At 65.0% G+C, this 13,981-nt stretch carries 11 protein-coding genes; 3 read left to right on the forward strand and 8 right to left on the reverse strand.

Annotation, left to right across the window (positions count from 1 at the left end; all coding sequences use genetic code 11):
- The first annotated feature begins 77 nt into the window (after window positions 1–77).
- The 3 genes from BTO02_RS03105 (at window position 78) to gloA (ending at window position 4,128) form a co-directional block, all read left to right on the forward strand.
- Window positions 78–2,300 carry a YadA family autotransporter adhesin gene (locus tag BTO02_RS03105; RefSeq protein ID WP_198039178.1) on the forward strand — a complete coding sequence of 741 codons (2,223 nt, stop codon included), beginning with the start codon at window positions 78–80 and terminating at the stop codon, window positions 2,298–2,300.
- Between the two features lie 193 nt (window positions 2,301–2,493).
- The gene (locus tag BTO02_RS03110; protein ID WP_075155787.1) at window positions 2,494–3,654 is read left to right on the forward strand and encodes a porin; all 1,161 of its coding nucleotides are present in this window, start codon (window positions 2,494–2,496) and stop codon (window positions 3,652–3,654) included.
- 87 nt (window positions 3,655–3,741) lie between these two features.
- Window positions 3,742–4,128, forward strand: coding sequence for a lactoylglutathione lyase (gloA, locus tag BTO02_RS03115; protein ID WP_075155788.1), 387 nt, complete (start codon window positions 3,742–3,744; stop codon window positions 4,126–4,128).
- Window positions 4,129–4,141: 13 nt separating this feature from the next.
- On the opposite strand, the gene BTO02_RS03120 is transcribed toward gloA, so the two are convergent.
- The 8 genes from BTO02_RS03120 to BTO02_RS03155 all read right to left on the reverse strand — a co-directional run bounded on the left by BTO02_RS03120 (window position 4,142) and on the right by BTO02_RS03155 (window position 13,850).
- Window positions 4,142–4,999 carry a M48 family metallopeptidase gene (locus BTO02_RS03120; RefSeq protein WP_075155789.1) on the reverse strand — a complete coding sequence of 286 codons (858 nt, stop codon included), beginning with the start codon at window positions 4,997–4,999 and terminating at the stop codon, window positions 4,142–4,144.
- 65 nt (window positions 5,000–5,064) lie between these two features.
- Window positions 5,065–5,823, reverse strand: a complete 759-nt coding sequence (locus BTO02_RS03125) for a lysophospholipid acyltransferase family protein (RefSeq protein ID WP_075155790.1) — start codon at window positions 5,821–5,823, stop codon at window positions 5,065–5,067.
- Window positions 5,824–5,863: 40 nt separating this feature from the next.
- Window positions 5,864–6,421 (reverse strand): D-glycero-beta-D-manno-heptose 1,7-bisphosphate 7-phosphatase, encoded by a 558-nt coding sequence (gene gmhB / locus BTO02_RS03130; RefSeq protein ID WP_075155791.1) that lies wholly within the window; start codon window positions 6,419–6,421, stop codon window positions 5,864–5,866.
- An 11-nt stretch (window positions 6,422–6,432) separates the two neighbouring features.
- Complete coding sequence (gene glyS, locus BTO02_RS03135) at window positions 6,433–8,541, reverse strand: glycine--tRNA ligase subunit beta (RefSeq protein ID WP_075155792.1); 2,109 nt, start codon at window positions 8,539–8,541, stop codon at window positions 6,433–6,435.
- 17 nt (window positions 8,542–8,558) lie between these two features.
- The gene (gene glyQ, locus BTO02_RS03140; protein WP_075155793.1) at window positions 8,559–9,566 is read right to left on the reverse strand and encodes a glycine--tRNA ligase subunit alpha; all 1,008 of its coding nucleotides are present in this window, start codon (window positions 9,564–9,566) and stop codon (window positions 8,559–8,561) included.
- Between the two features lie 162 nt (window positions 9,567–9,728).
- Window positions 9,729–11,585 carry an apolipoprotein N-acyltransferase gene (gene lnt, locus BTO02_RS03145; protein WP_083614961.1) on the reverse strand — a complete coding sequence of 619 codons (1,857 nt, stop codon included), beginning with the start codon at window positions 11,583–11,585 and terminating at the stop codon, window positions 9,729–9,731.
- A gap of 227 nt (window positions 11,586–11,812) precedes the next feature.
- Window positions 11,813–12,709: an HlyC/CorC family transporter gene (locus BTO02_RS03150; RefSeq protein WP_075155794.1), complete on the reverse strand. Its 897-nt coding sequence runs from the start codon at window positions 12,707–12,709 to the stop codon at window positions 11,813–11,815.
- Between the two features lie 436 nt (window positions 12,710–13,145).
- Window positions 13,146–13,850 carry a gamma-glutamylcyclotransferase gene (locus tag BTO02_RS03155; RefSeq protein ID WP_075158550.1) on the reverse strand — a complete coding sequence of 235 codons (705 nt, stop codon included), beginning with the start codon at window positions 13,848–13,850 and terminating at the stop codon, window positions 13,146–13,148.
- Window positions 13,851–13,981 lie beyond the last annotated feature (131 nt).

Here is a 13,981-nt window from a genome sequence, read left to right on the forward strand (position 1 = left end):
TTCTATACTTCAGCGCGTTCGCTCAATTTATTTAGGATAAGAAAATGAATAGAACCCGCCGATCTATACGGAATGCGGTGACACCGATTCGCACTGCCGTGTGCGAAAACTTCGACAGTTGGCTGCGCCAACCCGCGAGGCGCGCAGGCGTCGCGACCGGCGTCGCCGCAATCGCGCTGGGAACCGCGGGCCTGACTGCCGCGAGCCTCTCGTTCGCCAGCGCGATTACGATCAACGACACCGACAAGGCAACGGGGCAGAGCTGCACGACAACGAATGCCGGCAGCGGCACATGGTCGGTCGTCGGTGGCTGCTTCGCGAATGCCGGAGTGAAGGATGCGCCGCATAATCTGGCCGAGACCGTGGTCGGCTCGTATGGCTATGTGCCGGCCAACGTGAGTTTTGCGACGGGCTTCGGCTTCAGCACGCAGAACTACGCGTATTTCGGCAGTGCGGTCGGCGCGGCCGCGTATGTCGCGAGCGGCGCGCGCAACAGCGTCGCGCTCGGCACCGGCTCGGTCGCAACGGAAGCGAACACGGTGTCGCTCGGCCGTGTCGGCGACAATCCGCTGAAAGGCACCTATGGCGACAGCGGCGACGGCAATACGTCGGACACGGCCTTGCTGAACCAGAATCTGACCGGCACGCTGACCCGGCGGCTCACCAATATGTCCGCCGGCATCAACGATACCGACGCGGTCAACGTCGGCCAGCTGAAGGCGGCCGGCATGAGCGTCGATACATCGGGCAATCCGACCAACGCGTTCGTTGCCTATGACGACCTGACCCGCGGCAAGGTGACGCTCGCGGGAGGCACGAACGGCACGACGATCACGAATGTGACGGCAGGCGCGGTCAACCCCGGCAGCAAGGACGCGATCAACGGCGCGCAGCTCTACGGTTCCGCAAGCAGCATTGCAGCGGCGCTCGGCGGCGGCTCGATGGTCGTGTCGGACGGCAGCATCACGATGCCGCGCTACACGGTCGGCGGCGATACGGTCGTCGGGGTCGGCGGTGCCGTCGATGCGCTCGATCAGCGGATCACGGACGCATCGGCGGCGGCTGCCGATATTTCGACGAAGCTCAAATACGTCAAGTTCGGCGACACGACCGCGCAGGATGCGAATGCGTCCGGCGACAATGCGGTCGCGATCGGCGGATACGCGCAGGCGACCGGCGACAACGCGCTGGCTATCGGCGCGAACGCGCGCGCGACAGCGGTCAATGCGATCGCGATCGGCGCGGGATCATCGGCGAATCAGGCCAACACGTTCGCGGTCGGCTCGAATACGGCGAAGCGCCGGATCGTCAACGTGGCGGACGCGGTGAACTATAGCGACGCGGTGACGCTGGGCCAGATGAACGCGGCGATCGCCGCGGCGCTGCCCGGCCCGACCAGCGCAGGCGGCAACGATGGATTGCTGCGCGGCACGGCGCTCAAGGCCGGCGTCGATGTTGCGGCGCAAGTCGATACGGCGGACATCATCGCGTACGACAGCTCGGCTCACGACCATGTCACGCTCGGCGGAGCAGGCACGGCGTCGCGCGTCTCGCTATCGAATCTGCAGGATGCGCAATTGAGCGCAACGAGCACCGAGGCGGTTACCGGTGCGCAGTTGTACGCGACGAACGAGCAGCTCGCCATGCTCGGCCAGGCGGTGCAGAACTACGATGCAAACGGCTCGACCGTGATTGCGTCGAGCACGGTCAGCGGACCGGCTGCTGCGAGCGGTTCGAATTCGTTCGCGGCGGGCGGCGGCGCGAGCGCGACCGGCAACGATTCGAGCGCGCTCGGCGACCGTGCGCAGGCATCGGGTGCGGCTTCGGTCGCGCTCGGCTCGCAGGCGAATGCGGCGGCGAACAATTCGGTCGCGCTGGGCGCGAACGCGGTGGCGAACCGCGAGGACACCGTATCGGTCGGCGCGGCGGGCAGCGAACGGCAAGTCGTCAACGTCGCGGCGGGCGTGCAGGGCACCGATGCGGTGAACGTCAATCAACTGAACGCCGCGGTCGCGAATACGAACCAGCAGATCGCCGGTTTGCAAGGGCAGATCCACGACGTCGCGAAAGGCGCCAACGCGGGCACGGCCGCCGCGATGGCGGTGGCGGGTCTGCCGCAGCCGACGCAGCCGGGCAAGGCGATGGTCGCCGTCGCCGGCGCGCGTTACGGCGGCCAGTCCGGTGCCGCGTTCGGCGCGTCCTATGTGACGCAGAACAACCGCTTCGTCGTGAAGCTGTCGGGCAATACGAGCACCAACGGCAACGTCGGTGTGGTGGCGGGCGCGGGCTTCCAGTGGTGATCGCCGCGTCGCGCGCGGCTCGCTCCAGTTGACGCGAAGTCGCGCGATTTACATTTTTCGCACATTCCCCCTTCTGTCAGGCATCATGCTGCGGACTCCATAGTCTGCTTTGACGTTTCTGAGCCGTTCGTAACCGGTTCAGGCCGCATGCGCGCGTTCCGACCGACGCGCCAGCGCCATACAAGGAGACGGCATGGTGAAGGCCCGAAGGGGGAGACATCTCGTCGTGCTCGTGCCGTCCGCCGCACGGCTGGCGCTTGCCTTACTTGCGTGCGCGTGCGCGTTTTCGGCGCCGCCGTCGCACGCGCAATCGAGCGTCACGCTATACGGCATCGTCGACGAAAGCGTCCGCTATATGACGCATACGAACAAGGCCGGCGATTCGACAATCGGCCTCGGCAACGGGGGCGTGAGCGAGAGCCGCTGGGGGCTGCGCGGCACCGAGGCGCTGGGCGGCGGCTGGTCGGCGTTCTTCCGGCTCGAAAACCGCTTCTACATCAATACCGGGCAAAGCGATACGACGCTGCCTTTCATCAACGAAGCGCAGGTCGGCGTGCAATCGTCTTCGTATGGACGGCTCATCTTCGGGCGGCAGCCCGACGTGTTGATCGAAGGCATCACGATTGGCGGCTACGGCAGCAACCCATGGATCCCTTACAACTTCAGCTTCCAGCCGGAAGTCACGATGTCGGGCGGGATCTGGACCAGCAATCAGGTGCAGTATCAGGCGCGCATGGATGGCGTCATGTTCGCGGCCGCCTATGCGTTCGGCGGCGTCGCGGGGCATGCCTCCTATGGTTCGCAATTCGGCGCGGCGGCAGCCTATGCGCCGACGGGCGGCCCGCTCGATCTGGGCGGCGCCTACGAGCAAACGCGCGACTCGGTGAACGGCAGCACCGCGAAGGCGTGGACCTTCGGCGCTTCGTACCTGTGGGACGGCACGCGGTTTGCGCTCGGTTATATCGTCAATCGCAACGATCCGGGATTCTCGAATTTCGCTAACGGACCGTTTACAGCGCCCGTGCTCGCCGCGCTCAAATACACCGATTTCGCGCGGCGCAGGATGATCTTCGGCGGCATCACGCAGGCGCTCGGCGACGCGTGGCATCTCGCGGTCAATGTCTGGCGCACGCTGCAGGACGGCAAAACTGCCGCACAGGACGGCTCGGCCTGGCAGTATCAGTTCGTCGCCGACTATCACCTTTCGAAGCGCACCGACGTCTATGTCGAAGCGGACTACGCGCTGTATCGCGGCGACCTGATCGGCGCGCAACTGCAGGGGGTCAATGGCGTCGGGCTCGCGCAGAAGGGCACGCAGGTCGGGCTGATGGCGGGCTTGCGGCATCTTTTCTAGCGTGTAAGCGACGAGTCCTTCGCTGAGCGGGCGCGCGGCTTTTTCGGTACATTTACGTCCTCGACATCACGCAATCAGGAGCTCACGATGCGCTTTCTCCACACGATGCTTCGCGTCGGCAATCTCGATCGCTCGATCAAGTTCTACACGGAACTGCTCGGCATGAAAGTGCTGCGCCGCCAGGATTATCCGGACGGCAAATTCACGCTGGCCTTCGTCGGCTACACGGACGAGCGCGATGGCACGGTCATCGAACTGACGCACAATTGGGACACGGAGTCGTACGACCTCGGCAGCGGCTTTGGCCATCTGGCGATCGAAGTCGAAGACGCGTATGCCGCGTGCGAAAAAATCAAGGCGCAGGGCGGCACCGTGGTGCGCGAAGCCGGCCCGATGAAACACGGCACGACGGTGATCGCCTTCATCACCGACCCGGACGGCTACAAGATCGAGTTCATCCAGAAGAAGTCGTAACCGGGGCCGGCGCTCAGAGCGCCGGCAGCAATTCCGGCGGATGATGCTTGAGCGTCTGCCGCGCTTCGCGGAACTCGGGGAAAATCGACTCGACGGTCTGCCAGAAGCGCGGGCTATGGTTCATCTCGCGCAAGTGCGCGAGTTCGTGCGCGACGACATAGTCGATGATCGACACCGGGAAGTGAATGAGCCGCCAGTTCAGGCGAATCTTCCCGTCGCTCGAGCAACTGCCCCAACGCGTGGCCGCCGATGAAAGCGCGTACGCGCGGTAATTCACGCCGAGCTTTTCCGCATAGACGTCGAGGCGTTCGCCGAACAGGCGCTTCGCCTCGCTTTGCAGCCAGCCTTGCACGCGGTCCTTGATCTGTTGCGGGTCGGCCTGCATCGGCAGCGGCAGCGCAAGCGTGGCCGCTTTCTGATCGAGCAGCAGCGTGCCGTTCGGCGCGCCGAGCGTCACGCGCACCGGGTGGCCGAGATACGGCACCCGCGCGCCGTCTTTCCAGTCGACTCGCGGCAACGCGCGCTGTTCGACACGCGTCTGCCATTCGGTGAGCTTGTTAAATATCCAGCGCTGCTTTTCCGCGATCGCCGTTTCGATGTCGGTCAACGTGACCCAGCGCGGCGCCGTGATCGTGAGGCCCGTGCTGTCGATCGCGAAGCCGATCGAGCGGCGCGACGAACGTTTCAGATGGTAGTAGAGCGAGCGCGCGCCGAGCGTCATGTGGCGCAGTTTCGTGCCATCGGGCGCGAGCGGCACCGCCGGTTTTTGCGGCGACGGTGATTCGGACAGGCCGGGCTCTTCGAAGAGCGGCAGATCGAGTTGCCGGCTATCGAGTGCCGCGGCGGGTTGCGGCTTGGAAGACTTCTGCATCGGACTCGCTTCACGCTAATACGCCGTCTCGATGGCGAATGTGACGAAGAGACGGCGTGCGCGCGTCAGATTTGCGCGGCGGCAGGCGCGTTGTGCCCGGCGCCGTATGCGGCAGGATCGATGCGGCGCATCTCGGCTTCGATCCATGTTTCGACGCGCATGTTCACTTCATCGGGCGTGAGCCCGCGCGTGTCGATCGGCTTGCCGATCGACACCGTGACTATACCCGGATATTTGATAAACGAGTTGCGCGGCCACACACGGCCCGCGTTGTGTGCGATCGGCACGACCGGTGCGCCGGCCGCGATCGCGAAGCGCGCGCCGCCGGTCTTGTACTTGCCTTGCTTGCCGGTCGGCGTGCGCGTGCCTTCGGGAAACATGATGACCCATGCGCCTTCTTCCAGGCGCCGCTTGCCTTGTCGCGTGACCGACGCGAACGCGTGCTTGCCTTCCTTGCGGTCGATGTGCACCATCTTCAGCATGCCGAGCGCCCAGCCGAAAAACGGCACATAGAGCAATTCGCGCTTGAACACATAGCAGAGCGGCCGCGGCATCAGCGCCGGGAAGGCGAGCGTTTCCCACGCCGACTGATGCTTCGACAGCAGCACGGCCGGCCCATCGGGCAGGTTCTCGAATCCCTGCACGCTATAACGCACGCCATTGAGGCCGCGCAGCACCACGAGCACGGATTTGCACCAGCCGGCCGCCATCCGGTAGCGGCCGTCGGCGCGCAGGAACGGAAACGCGATGAAGCAGGCCGTCGCGTACGGAGCCGTGAAGACGATGAAAAAGATGAAAAGCAGCAGGGAGCGTAAAAAGCGCATCGGTCGGTTCAGCGGGTATCGGTGACGCGCACGGTGCGCATCAATCCTGTTCTTCGGCGAGGAAGTCTAAAGCGAACGCGCGCAGGTCGTCGTGAACGCGCGTGCCGTCGGGCAGGCCGCCGGCGGCCTGCGTTTTTTGCCCTTTGCCGGTCAGCACCAGATGCGGCGTAAAGCCGAGCGCCGCGCCGGCCTGCAGATCGCGCAACGAATCGCCGACCGCGGGCATGCCCTTCGGGTCGACATCGTAACGCTCGGCGATCATCTTCAGCATGCCGGGCTTGGGCTTGCGGCATTCGCACTGGTCTTCTGCCGTATGCGGGCAGAAGAAAATCGCGTCGATGCGCGCGCCGACCGTGGCCGCCATCCGATGCATCTTTTCATGCATTGCGTTGAGCGCGGCCATGTCGAAGAGGCCGCGTCCGATGCCCGACTGATTCGTCGCAATAGCGATGCGATAGCCGGCCTGATTGAGCCGCGCGATCGCCTCGAGACTGCCGGGCAGGGCGACCCATTCGTCCGGCGACTTGATGAACGCCTCCGAATCGACGTTGATCACGCCGTCCCGGTCGAGCACCACGAGTTTCTTTGCGCTTGCCATGGTGTGGGCACTCAGGCGGCGAGCCGCGAAATATCGGCGACGCAGTTCATCTGCTGGTGCAGCGCGCCGAGCAGAGCGAGGCGGTTCGCGCGCAATGCCGGGTCTTCGGCGTTGACCATCACGTCGTTGAAGAATGTATCGACCGGTTCGCGCAGCGCCGCGAGCGCCGATAGCGCGCCCGTGTACTGACGTTGCGCGAGCTGCGACTGCACACGCGGCGCAACCTGCTCGAGCTGCGCGTGCAGCGCTTTTTCCGCGCTTTCGACGAGCAGTGCCGCCTGCACGATAGTCTCCGTCTCGTTCGCCGCCGTGCCTTCGGACTTCTTCAGGATGTTCGAGATGCGCTTGTTCGCCGCCGCGAGCGATGCCGCCTCGGCGAGCGCCGCGAATTCGCGCACGGCGTCGAGGCGCGCGACGATATCGTCGAGGCGCGTCGGATTCAGCGCGAGCACCGCGTCGATTTCGCCTGCGCCGTAGCCGCGCTCGCGCAGCAAGCCGCGCAGGCGGTCCATAAAGAATTCGTAGAGCGCGGCCGTCGAATCGGCGACGCCGGGCAGCGCGGCGAACTGCTTGTGCGCGGCGCGCAGCACCTCGACGAGATCGACCGGCAACTGTTTTTCGACGAGAATGCGCAGCACGCCGAGTGCATGGCGGCGTAGCGCGAACGGGTCTTTCTCGCCGGTCGGCTGCAGGCCGATGCCCCAGATGCCGACCAGCGTTTCGAGCTTGTCCGCCAGCGCGACGGTGGTGCCGGTTGCGGTGGTGGGCAGCGCATCGCCGGAAAAGCGCGGCCGATAGTGTTCCGAGCACGCGAGCGCGACTTCTTCGGGTTCGCCGTCGTGGCGCGCGTAGTACGTGCCCATCGTGCCCTGCAGTTCGGGGAATTCGCCGACCATGTCCGTCAGCAGGTCCGCCTTCGCGAGGCGCGCCGCGCGTTTCGCGAGCGCGACATCGGCACCGGTCAGCGCGGCGATTTCGCCGGCGAGCGCTTCGATGCGCTCGACGCGCTGCAGCGTCGAACCAAGCTTGTTGTGATAGACGACGTTGGCCAGCAGCGGCACGCGGTCCGCGAGCGGCTTCTTCCTGTCCTGCTCGAAGAAGAACTTCGCATCGGCGAGACGTGGGCGCACGACGCGTTCGTTACCCTCGACGATGTCGCCGGGCGTCTCGGTCTCGATGTTCGAGACGATCAGAAAGCGCGAGCGCAGCTTGCCGTTCGCATCGGTGAGCGCGAAATACTTCTGGTTCGTCTGCATCGTGAGGATCAGGCATTCCTGCGGCACTTGCAGGAATTCGTCCTCGAAACGGCATGCGTAGACAATCGGCCATTCGACGAGCGACGTCACTTCGTCGAGCAGCGCTTCGGGCATCACGACCTCGTCGCCGTTGGCGTGCGCGAGCAGATGCGCGCGGATCACGTTCTTGCGGTCGGCGAAGTTCGCGACCACGTGGCCGCGATGACGCAGCGTTTCCGCGTAGGCATCCGCGTGCTGGATCTGCACGAAGCCTTCGGACAGAAAGCGGTGGCCGAGCGTCGTATCGTCCGCATCGATGCCGAATGCACTGACGGGCACGATCTGGTTATCGTGCAGCACCGTCAGACGATGCACGGGGCGCACGAACTGCACGTTCGCGCCGTCCGGGCGCTGATAGGTCATGACCTTCGGAATCGGCAGCTTCGCGAGCGTTTCGTCGAGCGCGGCTTGCAGGCCCTCGGCGAGTGTCGCGCCGGGCGCCGCATAGCGCAGGAAAAATGCTTCGGCCTTGCCGTCCGACGCGCGTTCGAGATCGTCGACGGAGAAGTCGGGAAAGCCGAGCGCGGCGAGCTTCTTCGCGAGCGGCGCCGTGGGCTGGCCGTTCGCATCGAGCGCCACCGACACCGGCAGCACTTTTTCGCGCACGTTCTTTTCCGGCGCGACCGCGCGCACGCGGTTCACGCTCACCGCGAGGCGGCGCGGCGTGGCATAGCGTTCGAACGACAGCTCGCCTTCGATCAGATCGCGCGCCGCGAGGCGCTGCGCGATGCCTTCGGCGAACGCATCGCCGAGGCGCGCGAGCGCTTTCGGCGGCAGTTCTTCGGTCAGCAGTTCGACGAGCAGGGTGGCGTGTTGGGAATGCATGATGTGTTCTTGTCTCGTCAGTCTTTGTCGAACTTCGGCTCGAGCTTCAGCGGCGGCGCCCAGGCCGGTTTCGCGGCTTCCTGTTCGTCGGTTTCGAGGCCGGGCACCGCGTGCACCGGATTGCCGAGCATCGGAAAGCCGAGCTTTTCGCGCGAATCGTAATAAGCCTGTGCGACGAAGCTCGACAGATTGCGGATGCGGCCGATATACGCGGCGCGTTCGGTGACCGAGATCGCGCCGCGCGCGTCGAGCAGGTTGAACGTGTGACCGGCTTTCAGTACGAGCTCGTACGCAGGCAGCGGCAGGTGCGCTTCGATCATGCGCTTCGCTTCGCTTTCGTAGCTGTTGAAGAATGTGAACAGCAGTTCGACGTTCGCCTGCTCGAAGTTATACGTCGACTGTTCGACTTCGTTCTGGTGGTACACGTCGCCGTAGGTGAGGCGCCGCGTTTCGGGGCCGTTCGGGCCTTGTTCTTCCCATTCGGTCCAGACGAGGTCGTAGACGTTTTCGACCTTCTGCAGATACATCGCAAGACGCTCGAGCCCGTACGTGATTTCGCCGAGCACCGGTTTGCAGTCGAGTTTGCCGACCTGCTGGAAGTACGTGAACTGCGTGACTTCCATGCCGTTCAGCCACACCTCCCAGCCGAGACCCCATGCGCCGAGCGTCGGATTTTCCCAGTCGTCTTCGACGAAGCGCACGTCGTTCTGCTTCAGATCGAAGCCGAGCGCTTCGAGCGAGCCGAGATAGAGGTCGAGAATGTCTTCGGGCGCCGGCTTCAGCACGACCTGGTACTGGTAGTAATGCTGCAGGCGGTTCGGGTTCTCGCCGTAGCGGCCGTCTTTCGGACGGCGCGACGGCTGCACATAGGCCGCGCGCCACGGTTCGGGGCCGATCGCACGAAGGAAGGTATGGACGTGCGAGGTGCCGGCGCCGACTTCCATGTCGATCGGCTGGAGCAGCGCGCAACCCTGCTTGTCCCAGTAGGACTGCAGCGTCAGGATGATTTGCTGAAACGTGAGCATGAGTGCCTTTCCGGCGGGAAATGCGGCGCGCCTTCGAACCGCCGCGAAACGGACCGCGGCTTGCTCCGGTCCGGCGGCGGGCCGTCGCGCGGCCCGGTGCTAAAACCGTGAATTTTACCGGATTGGCGTTGCGTTGAGACTTTGCATGTCGCCGAGCCTCGTTCAGTTGACGGTGTCGTCGCGGTTTGCGCCGTCGTGCGCGGCTCGGTGTGCAGCCTTGTGTGCAGCCTCGTGTGTAGCCTGGTTTGCGTTCCGGTCGCCGTCTTTTGCTGCATGTTTGCCCGCTGTCCGGCGCCGGCGCTCCGCGCGCGACGGGCCGAACGCGAATCCGAACGCAAGCAGGAACAGCGACACCGCGAGCACGGTATTGTTGCCGCTCGTGATGTAGGGTGTGTCGCCGGCCATGCCCTGAATCGTCACCTCGAGCGAGCCCTCGGTGAAGGTCGGCAGGCGCGCGATCACCTTGCCGTGGTCGTCGATCGCGGCGGTCACGCCGGTGTTGGTCGCGGCGAGCATCGGCCGGCCCGTTTCGAGCGAACGCATGCGCGCCATCTGCAGATGCTGGTCGAGCGCGATCGTATCGCCGAACCACGCAAGGTTCGTGACGTTGATCAGAATGCCGGGCGGCGACGGATTTTCGCGGATCGTGCGGGCGATCTCTTCGCCGAAAATATCCTCGTAGCAGATATCGACCGACACCGCCTGGTTATGCACGAAGAATGGCTTTTGCACCGCGGCGCCGCGCGCGAAATCGCCAAGCGGAATGTTCATCAGGTTGACGAACCAGTGAAATCCCCACGGCACGAATTCACCGAACGGCACGAGATGATGCTTGGCATAGTGGTACACGCTTTTGTCGTTCGGCGTGATGCCATAGAAGCTGTTCGTATAGTCGACAACCTGGCCGTCCGGCGTGATCGTGCCGCCGATCGCGCCGAACAGGATCGACGAGCCGGTCGAATCGGCGAAGCCGCGTATCGTTTCCGCGAAGGCGATCGGAATATCCTGCGCAAGCACGGGAATCGCGGTTTCGGGCGTGACGATCAGGTCGGCCGGTTTCGCGATGATCATCTTCTGATACTCGGCGATTTCCTCGATCACGCTCGCTTCTTCGAATTTCATGTCCTGCTTCACGTTGCCCTGCAGCAGACGCACGCTTAGCGTGGCGTTCGCGGCATGTGTCCACGATGCGAGCGGCAGCAGCAAGCCGACGGCGATCAGCGCGATGGCGATGGCCGCGGGCGCGACGATGCGGGCGGGACTTGTACGTGCGGTGCGCGAGCGGCCGCTCGTGTCATGGTCCGTCGTGCCCGTGCCCGTGTCGGCGCTGCCGGCATTGCCGTCGCTGTTGCCGTTGCGGCGCGCGCGCAGCAACGCCTGCGCAAGCAATGCGGCCGACAGCGCGAGCACCCAGCCGACGCCATATACGCCCGCGAGCGCCGCAAAGCCCGCGAATGGGCCATCGACCTGCGGATAGCCGCTTGCGAGCCACGGAAAGCCGGTGAATACCGTGCCGCGCAGCCACTCGCCGAGTGCCCATGCGCTCGCGAACGCGAAGGCGCCATGCCATGTCGGCGAGAACGGCGTGTCGTCGATCTTGCCGTTGCGCGCGTGTCCCGCGCAGAACGACCACAAGCCGGCTGAAAGCGCCGGGTATAGCGCGAGATACATCGAGAACAGCACGACCGCCGCGCCGGCCAGCGGCGCGGCCATGCCGCCATAGACATGCATGCTCACGTACAGCCACCAGATGCCCGTCACGAAGTTGCCGAAGCCGAATGCGAAGCCGGTCAGCGCGGCGCTCTTCCAGCCGGTCGCGCGCGTGAGCCATGCATAGAAGAACACGAAGATCGCGAGTTCGAGCCAGCCGCCATGCGGCGTCGGCGCAAACGACAGTGTATTGAGGGCGCCTGCGGCACACGCCGCGAGATAGTGCCAGCGCGGCAGCGTGCGGCGGCTGGCCGTCGCGTCGTTCGGTGTCACGTCACGGGGCAGACGGGAGGGGATCGGGTCGGCCATGTTGCGTTTCGTTGCGTTCGTTATGGTGGTATTGCGTGACGTTCTGGTTACGTTCGCGGTACGTTCTATAGCGTGCGGCGCTGTTATGCCGCGACTTCATGCTCTTGCGGCCGCGACCACGACCACGCCGAGGGCGACGGCGTGCGGACCAAAGATTCACGCACGAGCCATGCGCATTCGCCCGCAGCAGCCTGCGCGTTTCGCGCAGACGCAACCCGAACGCGCGATCAGGTCTGCACGTGCTGCGCATCGCGCTCGCGCTGACCCGCGAGCGGATCCTTGCGCACGAGCAGCATATGGATTTGCCGCGCGTCGGCGCGCAGCACTTCGAAAATCAGGTCGCCGAGGCGCGCCTTTTCTCCGCGATGCGGCACGCGCCCGAAGTGATGCGTGACGAGCCCGCCGATCGTGTCGTTTTCCTCGTCCGACAGATGCGTGCCGAATTCTTCGTTGAACTGCTCGATTTCAGTCAACGCCCGCACGCGATAACGCCCATCCGGCGACGCAATGATATTGCCGCTTTCCTCGTCGAAGTCGTATTCGTCCTCGATGTCGCCGACGATCTGCTCGAGCACGTCTTCGATCGTGATCAGCCCCGCGACGCCGCCATATTCGTCGACGACGATCGCAATGTGATTGCGGTTCACGCGAAAGTCGTGCAGCAGCACATTGAGGCGCTTCGACTCTGGAATGAAGACCGCGGGCCGCAGCATGCCGCGCACGTCGAATTCCTCTTCGGCGTAGTAGCGCAGCAGGTCTTTCGCGAGCAGCACGCCGATCACGTTGTCGCGATTGCCTTCGTAAACCGGGTAGCGCGAGTGCGCCTTTTCGAGCATGAACGGGATGAAGTCGGCGGGCGCATCGGCGATATTGATCGCGTCCATCTGCGCGCGCGGCACCATGATGTCGCGTGCGCTCAGTTCCGACACCTGGAACACGCCTTCGATCATCGACAGCGAATCGGCGTCGATCAGGTTGCGCTCGTGCGCATCCTGCAGGATTTCGAGGAGTTCGCCGCGGGAGTCGGGCTCCGGCGAGATGAAATCGGTCAGTCGCTCGAGCAGTGAGCGCTTTTCGGTGGGTTTGTCGCTGGCGGATCGTCGACTGGGATACGTGTCGTTCATGGTGGTGCGCCCGGCTCGTGCCCGGCGCGCTGTTACAGAGCGTTAAGGATACACCACGCGCATGGCGGGCCCGTGTCCCGCTCCGGCTGGCCGTGTGGCGTGGCTGGGCTGCCCGGCGGACGCCTTGCGGCTTGGCCCGCGTCTGCCGCGGCGTTTGACCTGGCGTTTGACCTGGCGTCTGCCGCGGCGCTTGACCCGCCATTTGACCCGCCATTTGACCCGTCAGGCGCTGGCAGGTCCGCCGGACGGCCTTGGCCGGACATGCGCAAGCTTCTGCACGGGCGTTCGCCGCGGCGCTCGCGGTCGTGCCTGCGGGCGGTGCGTGTTTTTATCGTAACGGATAAACCCGCGGCATGAGGTGAAGAAATTTAATGTGTGAGCGCGTTGGCCGGGAGGCAAGTAGCGGGACGAATCCGGTTTCACAGGCCGGGGCACCTCACGTCAGGGTCGGTTCGCCAGACCCGGTTGCCGCACTGGCCGGTCCCGCGGCTTGCTGCGCTTGCCGCTTGCAGCGCGCAAGCAGCGCTTCGAGCGCGCGGTCGGGCATGCCGCTTTCGCGCAATGCTTCGACCGTGCGGCTCACGTAATCGAGCGTCGTGCCATAGCGGCCGCTCGCGCAGTCGAACACGACGCGTACGACATCGTCGGAGAGCTTGCCCGTGTAGCTGGGCACGTCGCGGCGCATCACGAACGTGAGCGCGTCGACGCGCCGTCCGTCCGCGAGCACGCACGGCAGCCATGCGGGGCGGTATGAACCCATCGCCATTTCGCGGCGCCACAACGCTTCGAGATGCGGTATCGAGCCCTGCGCCGCGAGGCGAAACGCGATACCGCTGCACGAGCCGCCGCGGTCGAGCGCGAGCACGAGGCCCGGCTGTTCGGGCGTGCCGCGATTGACGCGCGACCACAGGTATAAGCCGCGGTGATAGCCGTGCACGCGCGAGCGGACGGCTTCGGCGGCCGGCAGACCGGGGTTCCAGATCAGCGAGCCATAGCCGAACAGCCAGAGGTCGCTCGCGCGATCCCAGTGCGCGAGCGTTTTATCCATCGACGCGCGCAATTCGTCGTCCGACAGCAGCCGCGATTCGCCGAGCGCCGGCGGATAGCCGCGGCTGTCGGGCTGCTCGGGCTGAGTGGGCAGTTCGGGCTGAGTCGGCTGAGTCGGCTGGGTCGGCGATGGCGGATCGGGATGGCGGGCAGTCACGGGGCGTTCCAGATAGGCGGCGCATGAGGGCCGCGATCAGACGTGAGTGGCCGCGGCTCGCCGGCTGC

The sequence above is a fragment of the Paraburkholderia sp. SOS3 genome (genome assembly GCF_001922345.1).
Classification (GTDB): Bacteria; Pseudomonadota; Gammaproteobacteria; order Burkholderiales; family Burkholderiaceae; genus Paraburkholderia.